Below are 19771 nucleotides of genomic sequence, written 5' to 3'. Positions count from 1 at the left end.
CAAGAGGACATTCCGGCTGGGATGGCCCAACGCGGCTCGGCGAAAGGAATTGACGGCGAAACAGAGCGGCCGGCTCAGCGCCGACCACCCATAAGACGCTTTATCTCAGCCGCTTCGGCCTCGGATCGGCCAGCTCGCCCGCCAGCCTGCGGTCGAGATAGTCGGCGCATTCCTGCAGCAGAAGGTCGGCGTCATTAGCGAAGAAATGGTTTGCGCCGGGCAAGGTCTTCTGCGTGATGGTGATGCCCTTTTGGGTATGCAGCTTGTCGACCAGCGCCTGCACGTCCTTGGGCGGCGCCACCTTGTCGGCGTCGCCGTGGATGATGAGGCCCGACGACGGGCAGGGCGCCAGGAACGAGAAGTCGTAGGTGTTGGGCTGCGGCGCGATCGAGATGAAGCCCTCGATCTCCGGCCGGCGCATCAGCAACTGCATGCCGATCCACGAACCGAACGAATAGCCGGCGACCCAGCAGCTCTTGGAATCCGGATGCAGCGACTGCACCCAGTCCAGCGCCGCCGCCGCGTCCGACAATTCGCCGGTGCCGTGGTCGAACTCGCCCTGACTGCGGCCGATGCCGCGGAAATTGAAGCGAAGCGTGGTGAAATCGCGCTTCTGGAACATGTAGAAGAGGTCGTAGACGATCTTGTTGTTCATCGTGCCGCCGAACTGCGGGTGCGGGTGCAGCACGATGGCGATCGGCGCGCTCTTTTCCTTGGAAGGCTGGTAGCGACCTTCCAGGCGACCGGCCGGACCGGCAAAAATGACCTCAGGCATAAAATACTCCACGTGGCAAACGAACGCGCTCAGCCCGGAACAACTCTTCCGCTGGCCCCAGCTTCTGTGGCCTTGACGCCGGGCAAGCGTCTTCTTAGAAGCTAGTTTAGAATTGTTCAAAACTGGGTGGCCGAAACCCGCTGGCTCGACCGCCCCTTTCCGCAAGCCGCGTAAATAGGACGGCTTGCCTTGCGATTTCAAGGAAATAACGCGCTACCCTTGGCGAATGGCTTTCGACGGGACCAATTGAAGGAAAATGGCCGCAACTCGCGCCTATCTCGACTACAACGCCAGCGCGCCGCTGCTTGAAGAGGCGCGCTCGGCGATGATTGCCGCGCTGGGTGCCGCCAATCCGTCCTCGGTCCACACGGAGGGCCGCGCCGCGCGCCGCCTCATCGAGGACGCAAGGCGCGACGTCGCTGCATTGGTGAATGCCAAGGCCGCGCATGTCGTGTTCACGTCGGGCGCGACCGAAGCCGCTGCGACCCTGCTGACGCCGGACTGGCAGATGGGACGCGGCACCGTCCGCATGAGCCGACTCTATGTCTCGGAGGCAGACCACCCTTGCGTTCTTAATGGTGGACGCTTCCCAGCGGCGCAGATGACCCGCATCGGCGTCGATCGAAATGGAATCGCCGATCTCGATGAACTGGCTGCGGTTCTCGCCGCGCACGACAAGAGCGACGGCCTGCCGCTGGTCGCGATCCATGCCGCCAACAATGAGACCGGCGTTATCCAGCCTGTCGAGCGCATCGCCGAAATCGTCAGGGCGGCGGGTGGCGTGCTGGTGATCGACGCCGTGCAGGCGGCCGGGCGGATTCTGATCGATATGTCAGCCGGTTACGCCGATTATCTTATCCTGTCGTCGCACAAGATCGGCGGCCCCAAGGGGGTCGGCGCCATCGTCGCCGCGGCCGATCTGATGATGCCGAAGCCATTGATCAACGGCGGCGGCCAGGAAAAGGGCCATCGCGCCGGCACCGAAAACCTCCCGGCCGTCGCTGGTTTCGGCGCGGCGGCGCGTCAGGCGCTGGCCGGTCTGCGCGACATCGATTTGGTGGCGCGGCGCCGCGACGAGATCGAGGTCCTGGTAAAAACCCTGGCGCCGGACGCGGAAATCTTCGGAAATGGCGCGCAAAGGCTTGCCAACACGACATTCTTCGCTATTCCCGGCGTCAAAGCCGAGACGGCGCAGATTGCCTTCGATCTCGCCGGCGTGGCGCTGTCGGCAGGGTCGGCCTGTTCGTCGGGCAAGGTCGGGCCGAGCCATGTGCTCACGGCCATGGGATTTGGCGACAGCCTGGGTGCCTTGCGCGTGTCCATCGGCCACGCGACGGCGGTCGAGGATATCGAGCTGTTCCGCGCAGCACTCGCCGGCATTGCCGGGCGTCGTGCCGGCGGCGAAAAGGCCGCCTGAGCGCGACGAAAGGGAATTCGGGCCTCCGGGCCTGGTAGAGCCGTGCGTTTCAATTGGCCGGGTGAATTCCCGGTCGGGACGCACTATATGGAACTTACGCCGCCCCGGCCCGCCCATGCGTGGCCAACTGGTGGTGCCATAGTTTGAAAACTGTCGGGCCTTGACCCCGGCGTGGATGGAGAACGCTTATGCCTGCTGTGCAGGAGACGATCGATCGGGTTCGAAAGATCGACGTCGACCAGTATAAATACGGATTCCAGACAGAGATCGCGATGGACAAGGCCCCCAAGGGCCTGAGCGAAGACATCATTCGCTTCATCTCTGAAAAGAAGGGCGAGCCGGACTGGATGCTGGAATGGCGTCTGGAGGCCTATCGCCGCTGGCTGACCCTGGAAGAGCCGACCTGGGCGCGCGTCGACTATCCCAAGATCGACTTCCAGGACATTTATTACTACGCGGCGCCGAAGAGCACCCCTGGTCCGACCTCGCTCAGCGAAGTCGATCCCGAGATCCTGAAGGTTTACGAGAAGCTCGGCATCCCGCTGAAGGAGCAGGAGATTCTCGCCGGCGTGCAGAAGACGGATACCTCGGAGCTCGAGGAAGCCAACGACAACGTCTACAAGTCGGGCCGCGTGGCAGTCGACGCCGTGTTCGATTCCGTCTCCGTCGTCACCACCTTCAAGAAGGAACTGGCCGAGGCCGGCGTCATCTTCTGCTCGATCTCGGAAGCGATCCGCGAGCACCCGGAACTGGTGAAGAAGTATCTCGGCTCGGTCGTGCCGACCTCGGACAATTTCTACGCCACGTTGAACTCGGCGGTGTTTACCGACGGCTCCTTCGTCTTCGTGCCCAGGGGCGTGCGCTGCCCAATGGAGCTGTCGACCTATTTCCGCATCAACGAGAAGAACACCGGCCAGTTCGAGCGCACGCTGATCATCGCCGAGGAGGGGGCTTATGTCTCCTATCTCGAAGGCTGCACGGCGCCGCAGCGCGACGAGAACCAGCTGCATGCCGCGGTGGTCGAGCTGGTCGCGCTCGACGATGCCGAGATCAAATATTCGACGGTGCAGAACTGGTACCCCGGCGACGCCGAGGGCAAGGGCGGCATCTACAATTTCGTCACCAAGCGCGGCGACTGCCGCGGCGACCGCTCGAAGATCTCGTGGACGCAGGTCGAGACCGGTTCGGCCATCACCTGGAAATATCCGAGCTGCATCCTGCGCGGCGACGAGTCCAGCGGCGAGTTCTATTCGATCGCGGTCTCGAACGGCTACCAGCAGGTCGATAGCGGCACCAAGATGATCCATCTCGGCAAGAACACGTCGAGCCGCATCATCTCCAAGGGCATCGCCGCCGGCTTCTCGCAGAACACCTATCGCGGCCAGGTCTCGGCGCACCGCAAGGCGATCAACGCCCGCAACTTCACCAACTGCGACTCGCTTCTGATCGGCGATCAGTGCGGCGCGCACACCGTGCCGTACATGGAAGCCAAGAATTCGACGGCCCAGTTCGAGCACGAGGCGACGACGTCGAAGATCTCCGAGGACCAGAAGTTCTACGTCATGCAGCGTGGCATCCCCGAGGAAGAGGCGATCGCGCTGATCGTCAACGGCTTCGTCAAGGACGTCATCCAGCAGCTGCCGATGGAATTCGCCGTCGAGGCGCAGAAGCTGATTGGCATCTCGTTGGAAGGCAGCGTGGGTTGATCGGGAAGTTCGTCGAGCGGATCAAGAGCTTAGTCGTCGTCGTTCTGATGCTCTTGTTGACGCTGGCTATTGGCGGTGCCGTGGTGGCCCTGATAGGCGCAATATTTGGTTTGAGTTCGGTGAAGCATGTTGGTGGTTCGATTGCCTTCCTTGGAGCAGCTGGGTTTTTGGGCTGGATGTTCGTTACCGGCGATCTTGCGGGCGCACTTCTAGGGAGATCCCGGCAAGGACCGGGCGACGAGAACAACAAGAACGCGAAAGTAGACAAGAATGCTTGAAATCAGAAACCTCCATGCCCGCATCGTCGATGACGGCACCGAGATCATCCGCGGCCTGAACCTGACGGTGCAGGCCGGCGAGGTCGCCGCTATCATGGGCCCCAACGGGTCCGGCAAGTCGACGCTGTCCTATATCCTCGCCGGGCGCGAGGACTATGAGGTCACCGAGGGTGACATCCTCTACAACGGCCAGTCGATCCTCGAAATGGACCCGGCCGAGCGCGCCACCGCCGGCATCTTCCTCGCTTTCCAGTATCCGATGGAGATACCGGGCGTCGCGACCATGGAATTTCTGAAAGTGGCGATGAACGAGCAGCGCAAGGCGCGCGGCGAGGAGCCGCTGAAGATCCCGGAATTCTTGAAGCGCGTGAAGGACGCCGCCGCCTCGCTCAACATGGACATGGCGATGCTGAAGCGGCCGCTCAATGTCGGCTTCTCCGGCGGCGAGAAGAAGCGCGCCGAGATCCTGCAGATGAAGCTGCTCGAACCAAAACTCTGCGTGCTCGACGAGACCGATTCCGGCCTCGACATCGACGCGCTGAAGATCGTCTCGGACGGCGTCAACGCGCTGCGTTCGCCGGAGCGCGCCATCGTCGTCATCACCCACTACCAGCGCCTGCTGGAGCACATCGTGCCGGACTCGGTGCACGTGCTCTACAAGGGCCAGGTGATCAAGTCTGGCGACAAGTCGCTGGCGCTCGACCTCGAGGCCAATGGCTATGCCGGCGTGATCGGCGAAGCCGCGTGAGATGCGAGCAGGCGAGGCGAGAGCGATGAACATGCACGCACAGCCCCAGCGGACCCTGGCCGAAACGGCGCTGATCGATGCCTTCGGCGAGCGGCTTTCGCTGCTGCCGGGCGACGGCGCGGTGATGACCAAGCGCGACGACGCGATCGAGGCGATCAAGCATGGCCTGCCGACGCGGCGCGTCGAATCCTGGCACTATACCGACCTGCGCCGGCTGCTGACTTCGGTGCCGGCCTTCGAGGCCGAAGGTGCGGTGAAGGCGCTTGAGCCGGTCTTCGAGGGTTCGGCCGTGCTGCCGGTGCTGAACGGCGTCTCGAATGGGAAACTTCCCGAGATCGATGGCGTCACGGTACAGCGCCTGTTGGAGAAGCTGACCGATGGCAGCGTGGCGCCCGGGCTCGACCCCTATGGCACCGATGACGCGATCGGCGCGCTGAACACCGCCTTTGTCGCCGATGGCTATTTCGTCGACATCGCCGACGGCGCCGAACTGGCAAAGCCGATCGAGCTGCAGAACCTGCAATCCGGCGGCCAGGCGCATGTACGGCTTCTGACGCGCGTCGGCGCCGGCGCCAGGGCGACCATCGTCGAACGCCAGTCTGGCGAGGGCGCTGGCCTCGCCAGCTCCGTCAGCCAGCTCGTGCTCGGCGACGGCGCCGAGGTGACCTGGCTGATCGTGCAGGAGCAATCCGATGCCGCCACGCATCTTGCCCAGTTCAAGGCGCATATCGGCAAGGACGCGAAACTGACGCTGTTCGTTATGAATGCCGGCGGCAGGCTGGTGCGCCAGGAGGTCGTGGTGCGCACGACCGGCGAGGGCGCCGATTTCAAATTGCGCGGCATCAACCTTCTGGCCGGCGACACCCATACCGACACCACCATGGTGCTCGACCATGCCGTGCCGCACACCACCTCGACGGAAGTGATCCGCAACGTGGTGACCGGCAAGGCGCGCGGCGTCTTCCAGGGCCGCATCAACGTGCATCAATATGCGCAGAAGACCAACGCCAAGATGGCCTGCAACACGCTGCTGCTGTCGGATGACGGAGAGTTCTCGACCAAGCCCGAGCTCGAGATCTTCGCCGACGACGTCGTTTGCGGCCATGGCGCGACCGTCACCGAGATCGACCACGACCATCTGTTCTACCTGATGGCGCGCGGCATCGACGAGAAGAGCGCGCGCGGCCTGCTGGTCAAGGCCTTCGTCGCCGAAGTGATCGAGGAACTGGAAGACGAGGCGCTCGTCGAAGCGCTGGAAGCGCGGCTCGACGAGTGGTTTTTGACGCACGGGTAAGCGCCTGTCTTCTCCCCTTGCGAGAGAAGGTGGATCGGCGCGCAGCGCCGAGCGGGGTGCTGGACGGAGTGAGGCGGTGCCTCGGAAGAGCTTGTGATGGACCAGAAAGTCGAATCCACCCCCTACGACGTCGAGGCCATCCGCCGCGATTTCCCGATCCTGTCGCGCGAAGTCTACGGCAAGCCGCTGGTCTATCTCGACAATGGCGCCTCGGCGCAGAAGCCTAAAGCCGTGCTCGACGCCATCCAGCACGCCTATAGCCAGGAATACGCCAACGTCCATCGCGGCCTGCATTTCCTGTCGAATGCCGCGACCGACGCCTATGAGAGCGCGCGGAAGTCAGTGCAGAGGTTTCTGAACGCGCCGAGCACCGACAACATCGTCTTCACCTCCAACACCACCGCGGCGATCAACACGGTCGCGTATGGCTATGGCATGCCCAACATCGGCGAGGGCGACGAGATCGTGCTGTCGATCATGGAGCACCACTCCAACATCGTGCCGTGGCATTTCATCCGCGAGAGGCAGGGTGCCAAGCTGGTCTGGGTGCCGGTCGACGATCTCGGCGCGTTCCACATCGAGGAATTCGAAAAGCGGCTGACTGCGCGCACAAAACTCGTCGCCATCACGCAGATGTCGAATGCGCTGGGCACGGTGACTCCGATCAAGGAGATCGTGCGCATCGCGCATGCGCGTGGCATTCCCGTGCTCGTGGACGGCAGCCAGAGCGCGGTCCATATGCCGATCGACGTGCAGGACCTCGACTGCGATTTCTTCGTCTTCACCGGCCACAAGGTCTACGGCCCGTCCGGCATCGGCGTGCTTTACGGCAAGAAGGACATTCTCGCCGGCATGCGCCCGTTCATGGGCGGCGGCGAGATGATCGAGGAAGTGACCGAGGACATCGTCACCTACAACGAGCCGCCGCATCGTTTCGAGGCCGGCACGCCGCCGATCGTGCAGGCCATTGGCCTCGGGGCCGCGCTTGAATATATGGAAAAGGTCGGCCGCGATCGCATCGCCGCGCATGAGGCGGACCTCAAGGATTACGCGCACGAACGGCTGCGCGCCATCAATTCGCTGCGCATCTTCGGCGACGCGCCGGGCAAGGGCGCCATCATCTCGTTCGAATTGCAGGGCATACATGCGCATGACGTGTCGATGGTGATCGACCGGCAGGGCGTCGCGGTCCGTGCCGGCACCCATTGCGCCCAGCCGCTGTTGAAACGCTTCGGCGTGACCTCCACATGCAGGGCATCGTTCGGCATGTATAATACCAGGGCCGAAGTCGACGCTTTGGCCGAGGCGCTGGAAAAGGCGCGAAAGTTCTTCGGGTGACGACCATGGAAGATGCCAGCACCACCGCAGAGACAGCTCCGGATACGGCCGCGAACGGCGTGGTTTCGGCTTCGACGATTCCCGCCGATGAGCTGGCGCGGCTGACCGACGATATCGTCTCGGCGCTGAAGACAGTCTACGACCCGGAAATCCCCGCCGACATCTACGAGCTCGGCCTCGTCTACAAGATCGACATCGAGGACGACCGCTCGGTCAAGATCGACATGACCCTGACCGCGCCGGGCTGCCCGGTGGCAGGCGAGATGCCGGGCTGGGTCGAGAACGCCGTCGGCGCTGTGGAAGGTGTCTCCGGCGTCGAGGTAAGCATGGTCTTCGATCCGCCATGGACGCCCGACCGCATGTCGGAAGAGGCGCAGGTCGCGGTCGGCTGGTACTAGATGTGTTGACGCAATTTCGGACGGAAAACCGCTACGCACTTTTCCTGGAATTGCTCTGGCATCGGCTTGAAAAGATTGGATGACTTGCAGCGAAGGCGAAAGTTCACCATCTTAAGGGCAGACTCATTCCACGGGCCTTGAACCCGCGCGAACGTGGAGAATGACATGGGACGCTTCGCCGTCATCACGATGACCGAAAAGGCCGCCGACCGGGTGCGCGAGATCGTCGCCACGCGCGAGAATGCGCACGGCATCCGCCTCGGCATCAAGAAGGGCGGCTGCGCCGGCATGGAATACACGGTCGACCTGGTGACCGAGCCGAACACCAAGGACGATCATATCGAGCGCGACGGCGCCCATGTCTATGTCGCGCCGGAAGCAGCGCTCTTCCTGTTCGGCACCGAAATGGATTTCGAGCAGACGACGCTGCGCACCGGCTTCACCTTCAAGAACCCGAACCAGAGCTCTGCCTGCGGCTGCGGCGAATCGGTCGAATTGAAGCCGGCCGATCTGAAGGCGCTGGCCGACGCGCGCGCTTCCGCCTGATCGGCCTGCCGTGCTCAGTCCGGCAGCGCGGCGACGACAACAAGCTCGATGACCAGGTCAGGTTGCGCCAGCGCGACAACGCCGATCACCTCCGATGGCGGCGGGTTGTTGTAGCTGCAGTGCTTAGGGCAATGTTCGGCGAAAAATTCGTCCATCACGTCCATGCGGAAATTGGGTGAGCTGAGGACGCCGCCCGTCGGAAACGGCCCCTTGACGTAAAACGTCACCTTGACCAGATGATCGAGCGAACTGCCCAGTTCCTCCAGATCGGACTTGATGTTGGCAAGGATTGCGCGCCATTGCGCGGCAGGGTCGCCAATGGCGCCTCCCTGGTGTTTCGACGGATCGTAGTCGACGACCGTGGCCGTGTTGCCGCACAGAAAAACATAGCCTTTGGGGTCGGTGACGACGGTGCCCTTGCCCCATGGCATCAGCCGGTCGCCTTTGAATTTCTTGTGCGTAGTCAGGTTCATTGTTGCCTCCTGTCGGATAGGCAATGCCTCTTCCTAGTCCACCCACATGCCCGTGCGCTTGTGCCAGTCGGCGATCGATTCTTCGGGATAGACGTCGAACACCTTGTCTTTCCTGCCGACCACTGGCTCGACCCAGCTCGCCTTGTATTTCAGCATCAGATGCACCTTTTCCGGCGGCATCGGCAGCTCGCTGTCGATCGCCGAGGCGAAGGGATGCACCAAGTCCGGCCAGGTCGGGTCGTAGAGCCAGAGCGCCGAACCGCATTTGCGGCAGAAATTGCGCTCGCCGGTCGAAACCTCGCAATGCGGATGCTCGTCATCCTCGATCTCGGCCCGGTAGACGCCGAGGCTGCGCTTGCCCCTGATGTTCAGCGTCTCGTAGTCGGCGCCGAGATTGATGGCAAAACCGCCGCCGCCCTGCTGCTTGCGGCAGATCGAGCAGTAGCAGAGCATGAACGGCACCGGCGTGTGGCTTTCCACTTCGAAGCGGACGGCATTGCACCGGCAGGATCCTTTCAGCAGCAGCGGCATGGCAAACTCCCGTGGCTGGTCCTCAACTTGTCAGCATGGTTTTGGTTGCGGCGATGACAGGATCAGGCCGCGATGCCATGATCGCAGCATGGACAATGAACGCATAGAGGAGTTGTTCGAGAGCCTCGGCCCGATCAGCATCAGAAAACTGTTCGGCGGCAAGGGCATCTATTGCGACGGCGTCATCGTCGCCATCGTGCTGCGCGGCGAGCTGAAGCTGAAGGCCGACGAGCAAAGCGTGGCCGATTTCGAGGCAGCCGGCTGCCAGCAGTGGACCTACACCGGCTCCAGGCATGGCAAGCTGGTTGCGATGCCCTATTGGAGTGTTCCCGACAGCGCCTTCGACGACCCCGACGAGATGGCGGTCTGGGCGCGCCGCGCCTATGAGGCGGGGCTGCGGGCGGGCAAGTAGACGCTACAGCGCCTTGGCGATCCTGGCCGCCAGCCGCGCATTGTTCTCGACCAGAGCGATGTTGGTCTTGAGGCTGCGGCCGCCGGTCAGTTCGAGGATTTTCGACAGCAGGAACGGCGTCACCGCCTTGCCGGTGACGCTGAGCGCCTCCGCCGCCTTCTGCGCCGCCTGGATGTAGCCGTCCATCTCCTTGGCCGGGATCTCCGCGTTCTCCGGCACCGGGTTGGCGATCAGTATGCCGCCGCCGAGGCCCAGCGCCTGCCGCGTCCGGTAGAAATGCGCAATGTCCTCCGGCGCATGCAAGGTGAGCGGGGCGCGGAACGGCGAATGCCTGGACCAGAACGCAGGCATCGTCTCGCAGCCATGGCCGACGACCGGCACGCCGCGCGTCTCCAGCACTTCCAGCGTCTTTTCGATGTCGAGGATTGCCTTGGCGCCGGCCGACACCACGATGACTGGCGTGCGCGCCAGCTCGTCGAGGTCGGCCGAGATGTCGAAGCTCTTTTCAGCGCCCTTGTGCACGCCGCCGATGCCGCCGGTGGCGAACACCTTTATCCCCGCCATATGCGCGGCGATCATCGTCGCGGCGACGGTGGTGCCCCCGGTGCGCGCCTGCGCGACGGCAAAGCCGAGATCGGCGCGCGACAGTTTCATGGCGTCGCCGGTCATCGCCAGCGATTCGCGCTCGCCGTCGGAGAGGCCGATCTTGATGCGGCCGGCGACCACCGCGATCGTTGCCGGTACCGCGCCATTGTCCAGGATGATCTTCTCGACATTGGCGGCCATGGCGCCGTTGTCCGGATAGGGCATGCCGTGGGTGATGATGGTGCTTTCCAGCGCCACCACCGGCCGTCCGGCGGCGAGCGCCTCCGCCACCGGCGGATGGATGTCGATGAAGGGGCGGGCGGTTTCGGGCGTCATGATGGTCTCCAGTCCGGGGCGCGCGGCGCTCCGGCCGCCCTCATGCCACTTCCAGCGCCCCCGGCACAAGGGCCAGCATTTGCGCGAAGTTGGCGGCGCTGAAGGCGGGCACCGCCTCGGTGCTTTCGATGGCCAGGATGGAGGCGGCGATGCCTTCGCGCAGTGCCGCGCGCAGCGGCAGGCCATTGAGCAGAGCGGCGACCGTCGCGCCGGTCAGCGCATCGCCGGCGCCGGTGACGTCGGCGATCCTACGCGGAGCGGGCGGGGCGATGGAGAACAGGCCCTCGCCGTCGAAGCCCAGCACCGGCTCGCCGCCCGCCGTCACCACGCCGCTCGTGAGCCCGGCGCGCCGCAGCCCGCCGACCAGATCGTGGCCATTCGCATCGTCGCCCAGGCCGGCGAGGGCGCCGGCCTCGCGCCGGTTCATGAACAGCACGGCAAGGCTGCCCAGCACCGGCGCCAGCCGCACCACCTTGGCTGGCGAGATGGCGATGGCGAAGACCGGCTTGCCGGCGGCTTGCGCCACCAGCCGTTCCAGTGCCGCGGACGGCAGGTTCGCGTCGCATAGGAGGGCATCGGCGGAAGCGATCGCCTCGCGCACCTTGGCGCGGCGGATCTGCTTGGGGAAGGCGAGGTCGTAGAGCGCCATGTCGGCAAAGCCGACTATCAGCTCGCCGTCGCGGTCGATCAGCGCCGTGTAGCTCGGCGTCGTGCGGTCGAGGAACACCGCCGACAGGTCGGCGATGCCGGCGCTCGCGATCGCCGTCGACACAGTCTCGGCCGCGGCGTCGCCGCCACGCATCGACAGCAGCGAGGCCGAGACGCCGCGCCTGACCACGCTGCGCAACGCGTTGAAGACGCCGCCGCCGACATCCTCGCGCATGGTGCCGGGGTTCGAGGCAGCCGGCACGTAAGGGCCTGACACCTGGCCCCGCCGGTCGATATGGGCGCCGCCCACGGCAAGGATGTTGGGGGACTTCACCATCGTGGCGTCGATACCTTTGTTGATTGTCCGGCCGCGCACACTAGGTTTCTCCGCGCCGCCCCGCAATCAACGCCGCGATTCGGGCCGGCCGGACAATGGAACCCTGCGTGGCCGATTGGAAGACGCCGCCGCTGTGTGTTGTAGGACATAAATAGAACAGATCAAGATATTGATTGTTTTTCAGCAGCTTGATGTCTCTTGCCAAACGAGAACAAAAAAGGTACAAAATGGTAGGGATCACGGATTGTCCGGCCTTCATTGACGACCAAGGGGTGATGTATCATGGCTCAGAATACTTTGCGGCTTGTAGAGGATAAGGCAGTGGACAAATCAAAGGCTCTGGACGCGGCGCTGTCGCAAATCGAGCGCGCCTTCGGCAAGGGCTCGATCATGCGCCTCGGCGCCAATGAGCAGGTGGTCGAAATCGAAACCGTGCCGACCGGGTCGCTCGGCCTCGACATCGCGCTCGGCGTCGGCGGCCTGCCGCGCGGCCGCATCATCGAGATCTACGGGCCGGAAAGCTCGGGCAAGACGACGCTGGCGCTGCACACCGTGGCGGAAGCCCAGAAGAAGGGCGGCATCTGCGCCTTCGTCGATGCCGAGCACGCGCTCGATCCGGTCTATGCCCGCAAGCTCGGTGTCGACCTCGAAAACCTGCTGATCTCGCAGCCCGACACCGGCGAGCAGGCGCTGGAGATCTGCGACACGCTGGTGCGCTCCGGCGCCATCGATGTTCTGGTGGTCGATTCGGTCGCCGCGCTGACGCCGCGCGCCGAAATCGAAGGTGAGATGGGCGATGCGCTGCCCGGCCTACAGGCCCGCCTGATGAGCCAGGCGCTGCGCAAGCTGACCGCCTCGATCTCGCGCTCCAACACCATGGTCATCTTCATCAACCAGATCCGCATGAAGATCGGCGTCATGTTCGGCTCGCCCGAGACGACGACCGGCGGTAACGCGCTGAAGTTCTACGCCTCGGTCCGCCTCGACATCCGCCGCATCGGCTCGGTCAAGGACCGCGACGAGGTCGTCGGCAACCAGACCCGCGTCAAGGTCGTCAAGAACAAGCTGGCGCCGCCCTTCAAGGTGGTCGAGTTCGACATCATGTACGGCGAGGGCGTGTCGAAGACCGGCGAGCTGGTCGACCTCGGCGTCAAGGCCGGCGTGGTCGAGAAATCCGGCGCCTGGTTCTCCTACAATTCGCAGCGTCTCGGCCAAGGCCGCGAGAACGCAAAACTGTTCCTGCGCGACAATCCCGACACAGCGCGCGAGATCGAAATGGCGCTCAGGCAGAATGCCGGGCTGATCGCTGAGAAATTCCTCGAGAATGGCGGGTCCGAGGGCGGCGGTGACGACGGTTTCGAGGACGAAGCCGGCGCCATGTAGGTGACACAATCTCGGTTTATTACTATCTGCTTATGTAATTGAGTTCTTTAGTACTGCGTCCCGAACCGCCGGCCTTGTGCCGGCGGTTTGCGTTTCGGGCGATGCCCAGCCAGAGCCGGCAACAACCGGACTTTCCTCCAGTTCCGTGTTTCTGGACAGGCTGCGGCGTGATCGCTAAAAGGCCATGTCCATTTTGCCGTCGGCACCCCCGGCGGTTCTCTCGAAAAGGCAAGCATCCATGAGTGGCGTGAACGAGATCCGGTCGACATTCCTCGACTATTTCCGCAAGGAGGGTCACGAGGTCGTCGCGTCGAGCCCGCTGGTGCCGCGCAACGATCCGACGCTGATGTTCACCAACGCCGGCATGGTGCAGTTCAAGAACGTCTTCACCGGCCTGGAGAAGCGGTCCTATTCGCGCGCCACCACCGCCCAGAAAAGCGTGCGCGCCGGCGGCAAGCACAACGACCTCGACAATGTCGGCTACACCGCGCGTCACCTGACCTTCTTCGAGATGCTCGGCAATTTTTCCTTCGGCGACTATTTCAAGGAGCGCGCCATCGAGCTTGCCTGGAACCTGATCACCAGGGAGTTCGGGCTGAAGAAGGACAAGCTGCTGGTCACCGTCTATCACACCGACGACGAGGCGGCCGGCTACTGGAAGAAGATCGCCGGCTTCTCCGACGACCGCATCATCCGCATCCCGACCTCGGACAATTTCTGGGCGATGGGCGACACCGGACCCTGCGGGCCGTGCTCGGAGATCTTCATCGACCGCGGCGAACACATCTGGGGCGGCCCTCCCGGCAGCCCGGAAGAGGACGGCGACCGGTTCCTGGAATTCTGGAACCTGGTGTTCATGCAATATGAACAGGTGACCAAGGAAGAGCGCATCGACCTGCCGCGCCCGTCGATCGACACCGGCATGGGCCTCGAGCGCATGGCGTCCATCCTGCAAGGGGTGGAGAGCGTCTTCGAGACCGACCTGTTCCGCCATCTGATCGATGCCGCGTCATCGGCGCTCGGGCGCGGTCCGGATGCGGACACCGTCGCATCGTTCCGCGTCATCGCCGACCATCTGCGGTCCTCCTGCTTCCTGGTGGCCGACGGCGTGCTGCCGTCGAATGAGGGCCGCGGCTATGTGCTGCGCCGTATCATGCGCCGCGCCATGCGCCATGCGCAGCTGCTCGGCGCCAGCGAGCCGCTGATGTGGAAATTGGTGCCGGCGCTGGTGCGCGAGATGGCCCAGGCCTATCCGGAGCTGGGGCGCGGCGAGGCGCTGATCACCGAAACGCTGAAGCTGGAAGAGACCCGCTTCCGCAAGACGCTGGCACGCGGCCTCGGGCTGCTCTCGGAGGCAACCGAGAAGCTCGGCGCCGGCGACATGCTGGATGGCGAGACGGCCTTCAAGCTCTACGATACATACGGCTTCCCGCTCGACCTGACGCAGGATGCGCTGCGCCAGCGCAGCATCTCGGTCGATCTGGCCGGGTTCACCGATGCGATGGAGCGGCAGCGGGCCGAGGCGCGCAAGAGCTGGGCTGGTTCCGGCGACGCGGCCACCGAGACGGTGTGGTTCTCGGTGCGCGAGAACACCGGCGCCACCGATTTCCTCGGCTACGAGACCGAACAGGCGGAGGGCCTGGTCCTGGCGCTGGTCAAGGACGGCAAGACCGTCGACAGCGCCGCGCAGGGCGACACGGTTGCCGTGGTCGTCAACCAGACGCCTTTCTACGGCGAGTCCGGCGGCCAGATGGGCGACACCGGCGTGATCTCGGGCGAGGGCTTCTCGATCGAGATCACCGACACGCAGAAGAAGGCCGACGGGCTGTTCGTGCATCTCGGCCGGGTGGCGAGCGGCACGGTCAAGACCGGCGCCGCGGTCGAGCTCAAGGTCGATCATGCGCGCCGCTCCAGGCTGCGCGCCAACCATTCGGCGACGCACCTCATCCACGAGGCGCTGCGCGAGGTGCTGGGCACCCATGTCGCGCAGAAGGGCTCGCTGGTCGCGCCCGAGCGCCTGCGCTTCGACATCTCGCACAACAAGCCGATCTCGGCCGATGAGCTCGAGGAGGTCGAGCGCATGGCGAACGAGATCGTCGTGCAGAACAGCCCGGTGTCGACACGCCTGATGTCGGTCGACGACGCCATTGCCGAGGGCGCCATGGCGCTGTTCGGCGAGAAATACGGGGACGAGGTGCGCGTCGTGTCGATGGGCACCGGCCTGCATGGCGCCAAGGCGAACCGCCCCTATTCGGTCGAGCTCTGCGGCGGCACCCATGTCCGGGCGACCGGCGATATCGGCCTGGTGCGCATCGTGTCGGACAGCGCGGTCGCCGCCGGCGTGCGCCGCATCGAGGCGCTGACCGGCGAGGCGGCGCGCAAGCATCTCGACGAGCAGGACAAGCGGCTGAAGGCGATCGCTTCGACGCTGAAGATCTCGCCTGCCGATGTGGCGGCGCGGGTCGAGACGCTGCTCGACGAGCGCAAGAAGCTCGAAAAGGAGCTTAGCGAAGCGCGCAAGAAGCTGGCGCTGGGCGACCGTTCGCCGGCCGGCGTGCCGGCCGAGAACGAGACCATCGCCGGCGTCGGCTTCCTCGGCAAGGCAGTTTCCGGCGTGTCGCCGAAGGATCTGAAGCCGCTTGCCGATGCCGGCAAGAAGACGCTCGGCTCCGGCGTCGTCGTCTTCGTCGGCGCCGGCGAGGACAACAAGGCAAGTGTCGTCGTCGGCGTCACCGACGACCTGACCACCCGCTTCAGCGCCGTCGACCTGGTGCGCGTGGCGTCCGCCGCGCTTGGCGGGCAGGGTGGTGGCGGCCGTCCCGACATGGCCCAGGCCGGCGGTCCCGACGCCTCGAAGGCCGAGGACGCGATCGCGGCGGTGAAGGCGGCGCTGGAAGCGGCGTGACCTCGCTTGAGGTCGCCGTGCAGCCAAGCTAGCCATCCCGGGAGCGCGAAGTGACGACACTGACCATGTACCAGGTCGACGCCTTCGCCGACCGGGCCTTCCACGGCAATCCGGCCGCCGTCCTCATCCTCGAGGACTGGCTGCCGGAACATGTCATGCAGGCCATCGCCAACGAAAACAATCTTGCCGAGACCGCGTTCGCGAGGCCGAACGGCAAGGGCTGGGATCTGCGCTGGTTCACCCCGGTCCATGAAGCCGACTTTTGCGGACACGCCACACTGGCCACCGCCCATGTGCTGGCCCAGGAACACGATGTCGCCGGCGACATGGCCTTCGCCACGCGGGTGGGCGAGCTCGGGGTTTCCAGGCGCGACGGCGCCTACCAGCTCGATCTGCCGTGCTTTCCGCCGCAGCCCGTGGACGCCAAGCTGGCATCCGCGCTTCAGGACGTCGTTTCGGCGCGCCCGGTTGCGAGCTTCCGCAACTTCGAGAACCTGTTCGTCGAACTGGCCGACGAGACCGCCGTGCGCTCCTTTGTCCCGGACCTGTCCGGGATTGCGACCTTCCACCCTCTCGGCGTGGTCGTCACCGCGCGCGGCGAGACCCATGATTTCGTGTCTCGCTACTTCGCACCCGGCGCGGGCATTCCCGAGGATCCGGTGACCGGCTCCATCCACGCGACGCTGATACCCTATTGGTCCGAAAAGCTCGGCAAGACGGAGCTGTCGGCCTTCCAGTGCTCGCAGCGCGGCGGCCACCTGCTGTGCGAGCTGGCCGGAGACCGCGTGCGGATCACGGGCCGCGCGAAGACCTTCATGAAAGCGGAAATCTATCTGCCTGACTGAACGGCCCTCGGCTCATGGTGCAGAAGCTTGAGAGCCGCCGGGCCCTCGCGAGAGACCGGCATGATCAAAGGAAGCCTTGGCCGCCCGTGTATTTCTGACGCAGGCGCCTGTAAAGCCACCTGAAATAGGGGAGGTTTCGCCTGCGGTGCACAAACACCGTTTGGCCGAACGGCGTCTCGCTCGCTGACGCCGATGGATCGTGCCACTCCTGCGACGGGCTGCGAAAAATGGCGGCGCGCTGCTGCCTGGCAAGGATCGTCAGCACCGATTGATCATGCCGATGCTCGACAAAGCCGGGCAGATTGGGAAGGCCGTGGATATTCGGCATGTCGGTCAGCCGAACCTCGCTCGCCATGGCCGTCGCCAGCAGCTTGAGGAAAGCCCTCGCTTCCGGTCCGGCGCGGTAGAGCTGCATGCCGGCCCATAGCTGCGGCAGCGACCAGAACTCCTCCCGGTCAGCATCCATTTCGACAAAGCAGTCGCGCCTGGTCCAGGCGCCCTGCAGCATCCGCCCACCCATCTTGAACAGGCATACCGGGTGCTGGCTGGAAAGCGCGATCAGAGGCGCGGGGTCGGCGATGAAAGTCAGCGCGGCGTCGCTGTAGAGGACCGGCGTGCCGTCGGGCACGCGGTTCATCATGTCCAGCGTGATGAAGGGCTTCCACAGCCAGTAGCCGGCGCCGCGCGGCGCGGCCATGATCGATGGGTATTTTCGCGCCAGGTCGACCAGCACCGGGTGATCCGGCGTATAGAGATGACTGTCGAGGCCGAAGCGGCGCGCGCTCTTCAGCAGCAGCTTGCCGGCCTGCGACAGGTTCGGCGTCACATAGCTGACATGGACGGCGCGCATCAGCCCGCCTGTTCGGTCCTGGCGAAGCTCGCGCGATCGGCGAAGCGCGCATACCAGTCGCTGATGTCGGCAAATCGGGCAAGCAATTCACGCCCTTCTGCGACCTTGACGAAATAGCCGATGATTGGGGCTGCATGCAGGTCGGCAAGGGTCAGTTGCGACCCCAGCAGCCACGGCCCGTCGGCCTTCAGCGCCGACAGTGTCCGCAGCACAGCCTCCGCTTGCGACAGGCCCTTGCTGATCAGGGCCTCGTCGGGCGGGTTTTGCTCCAGCCGCTCGACGGCGACATCCCAGACCATGGCGCGGTAGCCATAGGCGTCGAGCAGGCCGATGATCTGGTTCATCCTTGCCCGGCTGCGCGCCTCTTTCGGCTGCAGCGCCGGGCCGTCGAAGGCCTCGTCGGCATAGCGGGCGATCGCGCTCGCCTCGAACAGGCGAAAGCCGTCATGCTCGAAAGCCGGAATGCGGCCGAACGGATGATGTTCGAGATACCAGGCCGGAACGCCTTCCGGGGCAAAGACGTCGACCGGCACGAGGTCGTAGCCGATGCCTTTCTCTTCCAGCGCCAGCCGTGCGATGCGGACATAGACGCTATAGTCGGCACCGTAGAGGATTGGCTTGCTCATCGTCAGCCCCTTGCTTCCGCTCGCGTTGCTGCCCAAAAAGCGAAGGCTCCTTTCGGAGCCTTCGGCATGTCGAAATTTGGGTTCTTACCCCATGGCCTTCTGCAGGTTCTCGTCGATCTTGTCGAGGAAACCGGTGGTCGACAGCCAGGGCTGGTCGGGACCGATCAGCAGCGACAGGTCCTTGGTCATGAAGCCGGACTCCACCGTCTGGATGCAGACCTTTTCCAAGGTCTCGGCGAAGCGCTTCAACTCGGCATTGTCGTCGAGCTTGGCGCGGTGGGCGAGACCGCGCGTCCAGGCGAAGATCGAGGCGATCGAGTTGGTCGAGGTTTCCTCGCCCTTCTGGTGCTGGCGATAGTGGCGGGTGACGGTGCCGTGCGCGGCTTCCGCTTCCACGGTCTTGCCGTCTGGCGTCATCAGCACCGAGGTCATCAGGCCGAGCGAGCCGAAGCCTTGCGCCACCGTGTCGGACTGCACGTCGCCGTCATAGTTCTTGCAGGCCCAGACATAGCCGCCCGACCATTTCAGGCTGGAGGCCACCATGTCGTCGATCAGCCGGTGCTCGTACCAGAGTTTCTTCGCCTTGAACTCGGCCTCGAATTCCTTCTCGTAGACTTCCTGGAAGATGTCCTTGAAGCGGCCGTCATAGGCCTTGAGGATGGTGTTCTTGGTCGAGAGGTAGACCGGATAGTTGCGCAGCAGGCCGTAGTTCAGCGAGGCGCGGGCAAACTCGCGGATCGATTCGTCGAGATTGTACATGGCCATGGCGACGCCGGCGGCCGGCGCGTCGAACACGTCGTGCTCGATCACGGTGCCGTCCTCGCCGACGAACTTGATCGTCAGCTTGCCCTTGCCGGGATAGCGGAAGTCGGTGGCGCGGTACTGGTCGCCGAAGGCGTGGCGGCCGACGATGATCGGCTTGGTCCAGCCGGGCACCAGGCGCGGCACGTTCTTCATGATGATCGGCTCGCGGAAGATGGTGCCGCCCAGGATATTGCGGATCGTGCCGTTCGGCGACTTCCACATCTTCTTCAGCTTGAATTCCTCGACGCGCTGCTCGTCGGGGGTGATCGTCGCGCATTTCACGCCGACGCCGTATTTCTTGATGGCGTTGGCCGAGTCGATCGTCACCTGGTCGTTGGTGGCGTCGCGGTGCTCGATGCCGAGATCGTAGTAGTCGAGCTTGATGTCGAGATAGGGGTGGATCAGCTTGTCCTTGATGAACTGCCAGATGATGCGGGTCATCTCGTCGCCGTCGAGCTCGACGACCGGGTTCGCCACCTTGATCTTCGCCATGGAAAGAATGCCTCGTTGCTGGGGATCGGAACGGCCTTGCCCGC

General features: G+C 64.3%; 20 protein-coding genes. 12 read left to right on the top strand and 8 right to left on the bottom strand.

What is annotated here, in order from left to right; genetic code table 11:
- Window positions 1-100 precede the first annotated feature (100 nt).
- On the bottom strand, window positions 101-775 hold the full coding sequence (locus EN738_RS02710; protein ID WP_126054872.1) for an alpha/beta hydrolase: 675 nt from the start codon (window positions 773-775) through the stop codon (window positions 101-103).
- Between the two features lie 256 nt (window positions 776-1031).
- Between EN738_RS02710 and EN738_RS02705 the strand changes: the two genes are divergently transcribed.
- From EN738_RS02705 to sufA, 8 genes are all read left to right on the top strand, one after another.
- Window positions 1032-2192, top strand: coding sequence for a cysteine desulfurase family protein (locus tag EN738_RS02705; RefSeq protein WP_127282358.1), 1161 nt, complete (start codon window positions 1032-1034; stop codon window positions 2190-2192).
- A 188-nt stretch (window positions 2193-2380) separates the two neighbouring features.
- Window positions 2381-3898, top strand: a complete 1518-nt coding sequence (gene sufB / locus EN738_RS02700; protein WP_127282357.1) for a Fe-S cluster assembly protein SufB — start codon at window positions 2381-2383, stop codon at window positions 3896-3898.
- Window positions 3895-4176, top strand: coding sequence for a hypothetical protein (locus EN738_RS02695; protein WP_127282356.1), 282 nt, complete (start codon window positions 3895-3897; stop codon window positions 4174-4176). Before sufB ends, EN738_RS02695 begins: the two co-directional genes overlap by 4 nt.
- Window positions 4169-4924 (top strand): Fe-S cluster assembly ATPase SufC, encoded by a 756-nt coding sequence (gene sufC, locus EN738_RS02690; RefSeq protein ID WP_127282355.1) that lies wholly within the window; start codon window positions 4169-4171, stop codon window positions 4922-4924. The genes EN738_RS02695 and sufC overlap by 8 nt, the downstream gene beginning before the upstream one ends.
- A gap of 25 nt (window positions 4925-4949) precedes the next feature.
- Window positions 4950-6218 carry a Fe-S cluster assembly protein SufD gene (gene sufD / locus EN738_RS02685; RefSeq protein WP_127282354.1) on the top strand — a complete coding sequence of 423 codons (1269 nt, stop codon included), beginning with the start codon at window positions 4950-4952 and terminating at the stop codon, window positions 6216-6218.
- Between the two features lie 96 nt (window positions 6219-6314).
- Window positions 6315-7556 (top strand): cysteine desulfurase, encoded by a 1242-nt coding sequence (locus EN738_RS02680; protein ID WP_127282353.1) that lies wholly within the window; start codon window positions 6315-6317, stop codon window positions 7554-7556.
- Window positions 7557-7561: 5 nt separating this feature from the next.
- Window positions 7562-7954 carry an SUF system Fe-S cluster assembly protein gene (locus EN738_RS02675; protein ID WP_127282352.1) on the top strand — a complete coding sequence of 131 codons (393 nt, stop codon included), beginning with the start codon at window positions 7562-7564 and terminating at the stop codon, window positions 7952-7954.
- Window positions 7955-8119: 165 nt separating this feature from the next.
- Entirely contained in the window at window positions 8120-8500 is a 381-nt protein-coding gene (sufA, locus tag EN738_RS02670) for a Fe-S cluster assembly scaffold SufA (protein ID WP_127282351.1), read from the top strand.
- Window positions 8501-8514: 14 nt separating this feature from the next.
- On the opposite strand, the gene EN738_RS02665 is transcribed toward sufA, so the two are convergent.
- Together EN738_RS02665 and EN738_RS02660 are read right to left on the bottom strand one after the other, a co-directional pair.
- Complete coding sequence (locus EN738_RS02665; protein WP_127282350.1) at window positions 8515-8973, bottom strand: RidA family protein; 459 nt, start codon at window positions 8971-8973, stop codon at window positions 8515-8517.
- 33 nt (window positions 8974-9006) lie between these two features.
- Window positions 9007-9504 (bottom strand): GFA family protein, encoded by a 498-nt coding sequence (locus EN738_RS02660; protein WP_127282349.1) that lies wholly within the window; start codon window positions 9502-9504, stop codon window positions 9007-9009.
- 88 nt (window positions 9505-9592) lie between these two features.
- Between EN738_RS02660 and EN738_RS02655 the strand changes: the two genes are divergently transcribed.
- On the top strand, window positions 9593-9916 hold the full coding sequence (locus EN738_RS02655; RefSeq protein ID WP_127282348.1) for a TfoX/Sxy family protein: 324 nt from the start codon (window positions 9593-9595) through the stop codon (window positions 9914-9916).
- 3 nt (window positions 9917-9919) lie between these two features.
- On the opposite strand, the gene EN738_RS02650 is transcribed toward EN738_RS02655, so the two are convergent.
- Both EN738_RS02650 and EN738_RS02645 read right to left on the bottom strand, forming a co-directional pair.
- Window positions 9920-10837 carry a pseudouridine-5'-phosphate glycosidase gene (locus tag EN738_RS02650; protein ID WP_127282347.1) on the bottom strand — a complete coding sequence of 306 codons (918 nt, stop codon included), beginning with the start codon at window positions 10835-10837 and terminating at the stop codon, window positions 9920-9922.
- A 40-nt stretch (window positions 10838-10877) separates the two neighbouring features.
- Window positions 10878-11822: a carbohydrate kinase family protein gene (locus EN738_RS02645; protein WP_127282363.1), complete on the bottom strand. Its 945-nt coding sequence runs from the start codon at window positions 11820-11822 to the stop codon at window positions 10878-10880.
- 282 nt (window positions 11823-12104) lie between these two features.
- Between EN738_RS02645 and recA the strand changes: the two genes are divergently transcribed.
- From recA to EN738_RS02630, 3 genes are all read left to right on the top strand, one after another.
- On the top strand, window positions 12105-13205 hold the full coding sequence (recA, locus tag EN738_RS02640; protein WP_126054856.1) for a recombinase RecA: 1101 nt from the start codon (window positions 12105-12107) through the stop codon (window positions 13203-13205).
- 238 nt (window positions 13206-13443) lie between these two features.
- Window positions 13444-16110, top strand: coding sequence for an alanine--tRNA ligase (alaS, locus tag EN738_RS02635; protein ID WP_127282346.1), 2667 nt, complete (start codon window positions 13444-13446; stop codon window positions 16108-16110).
- A gap of 50 nt (window positions 16111-16160) precedes the next feature.
- Entirely contained in the window at window positions 16161-16955 is a 795-nt protein-coding gene (locus tag EN738_RS02630) for a PhzF family phenazine biosynthesis protein (protein ID WP_348629071.1), read from the top strand.
- A gap of 64 nt (window positions 16956-17019) precedes the next feature.
- On the opposite strand, the gene EN738_RS02625 is transcribed toward EN738_RS02630, so the two are convergent.
- The 3 genes from EN738_RS02625 to EN738_RS02615 all read right to left on the bottom strand — a co-directional run bounded on the left by EN738_RS02625 (window position 17020) and on the right by EN738_RS02615 (window position 19727).
- Window positions 17020-17805 carry a hypothetical protein gene (locus tag EN738_RS02625; protein WP_127282345.1) on the bottom strand — a complete coding sequence of 262 codons (786 nt, stop codon included), beginning with the start codon at window positions 17803-17805 and terminating at the stop codon, window positions 17020-17022.
- A complete protein-coding gene (locus EN738_RS02620) occupies window positions 17805-18431 on the bottom strand; it encodes a glutathione S-transferase family protein (protein WP_127282344.1) in 627 nt (208 codons plus the stop codon). Before EN738_RS02620 ends, EN738_RS02625 begins: the two co-directional genes overlap by 1 nt.
- Window positions 18432-18515: 84 nt before the next feature.
- Entirely contained in the window at window positions 18516-19727 is a 1212-nt protein-coding gene (locus tag EN738_RS02615) for an NADP-dependent isocitrate dehydrogenase (protein ID WP_127282343.1), read from the bottom strand.
- Window positions 19728-19771: the final 44 nt, after the last annotated feature.

The organism is Mesorhizobium sp. M4B.F.Ca.ET.017.02.2.1, assembly GCF_003998955.1.
Taxonomy (GTDB): domain Bacteria; phylum Pseudomonadota; class Alphaproteobacteria; order Rhizobiales; family Rhizobiaceae; genus Mesorhizobium; species Mesorhizobium abyssinicae.
This window is presented reverse-complemented; position numbering and strand designations above follow the sequence as displayed.

Bases quoted from the DNA above. Each gene is read 5' to 3' on its own strand.
- alaS (WP_127282346.1), top strand. From the start codon at position 13,444: ATGAGTGGCGTGAACGAGATCCGGTCGACATTCCTCGACTATTTCCGC.
- recA (WP_126054856.1), top strand. From the start codon at position 12,105: ATGGCTCAGAATACTTTGCGGCTTGTAGAGGATAAGGCAGTGGACAAA.
- EN738_RS02660 (WP_127282349.1), bottom strand. From the start codon at position 9,504: ATGCCGCTGCTGCTGAAAGGATCCTGCCGGTGCAATGCCGTCCGCTTC.
- EN738_RS02620 (WP_127282344.1), bottom strand. From the start codon at position 18,431: ATGAGCAAGCCAATCCTCTACGGTGCCGACTATAGCGTCTATGTCCGC.
- EN738_RS02705 (WP_127282358.1), top strand. From the start codon at position 1,032: ATGGCCGCAACTCGCGCCTATCTCGACTACAACGCCAGCGCGCCGCTG.
- EN738_RS02615 (WP_127282343.1), bottom strand. From the start codon at position 19,727: ATGGCGAAGATCAAGGTGGCGAACCCGGTCGTCGAGCTCGACGGCGAC.
- EN738_RS02680 (WP_127282353.1), top strand. From the start codon at position 6,315: ATGGACCAGAAAGTCGAATCCACCCCCTACGACGTCGAGGCCATCCGC.
- EN738_RS02650 (WP_127282347.1), bottom strand. From the start codon at position 10,837: ATGACGCCCGAAACCGCCCGCCCCTTCATCGACATCCATCCGCCGGTG.
- EN738_RS02675 (WP_127282352.1), top strand. From the start codon at position 7,562: ATGGAAGATGCCAGCACCACCGCAGAGACAGCTCCGGATACGGCCGCG.
- EN738_RS02655 (WP_127282348.1), top strand. From the start codon at position 9,593: ATGGACAATGAACGCATAGAGGAGTTGTTCGAGAGCCTCGGCCCGATC.
- sufB (WP_127282357.1), top strand. From the start codon at position 2,381: ATGCCTGCTGTGCAGGAGACGATCGATCGGGTTCGAAAGATCGACGTC.
- sufA (WP_127282351.1), top strand. From the start codon at position 8,120: ATGGGACGCTTCGCCGTCATCACGATGACCGAAAAGGCCGCCGACCGG.
- EN738_RS02625 (WP_127282345.1), bottom strand. From the start codon at position 17,805: ATGCGCGCCGTCCATGTCAGCTATGTGACGCCGAACCTGTCGCAGGCC.
- sufD (WP_127282354.1), top strand. From the start codon at position 4,950: ATGAACATGCACGCACAGCCCCAGCGGACCCTGGCCGAAACGGCGCTG.
- sufC (WP_127282355.1), top strand. From the start codon at position 4,169: ATGCTTGAAATCAGAAACCTCCATGCCCGCATCGTCGATGACGGCACC.
- EN738_RS02645 (WP_127282363.1), bottom strand. From the start codon at position 11,822: ATGGTGAAGTCCCCCAACATCCTTGCCGTGGGCGGCGCCCATATCGAC.
- EN738_RS02710 (WP_126054872.1), bottom strand. From the start codon at position 775: ATGCCTGAGGTCATTTTTGCCGGTCCGGCCGGTCGCCTGGAAGGTCGC.
- EN738_RS02665 (WP_127282350.1), bottom strand. From the start codon at position 8,973: ATGAACCTGACTACGCACAAGAAATTCAAAGGCGACCGGCTGATGCCA.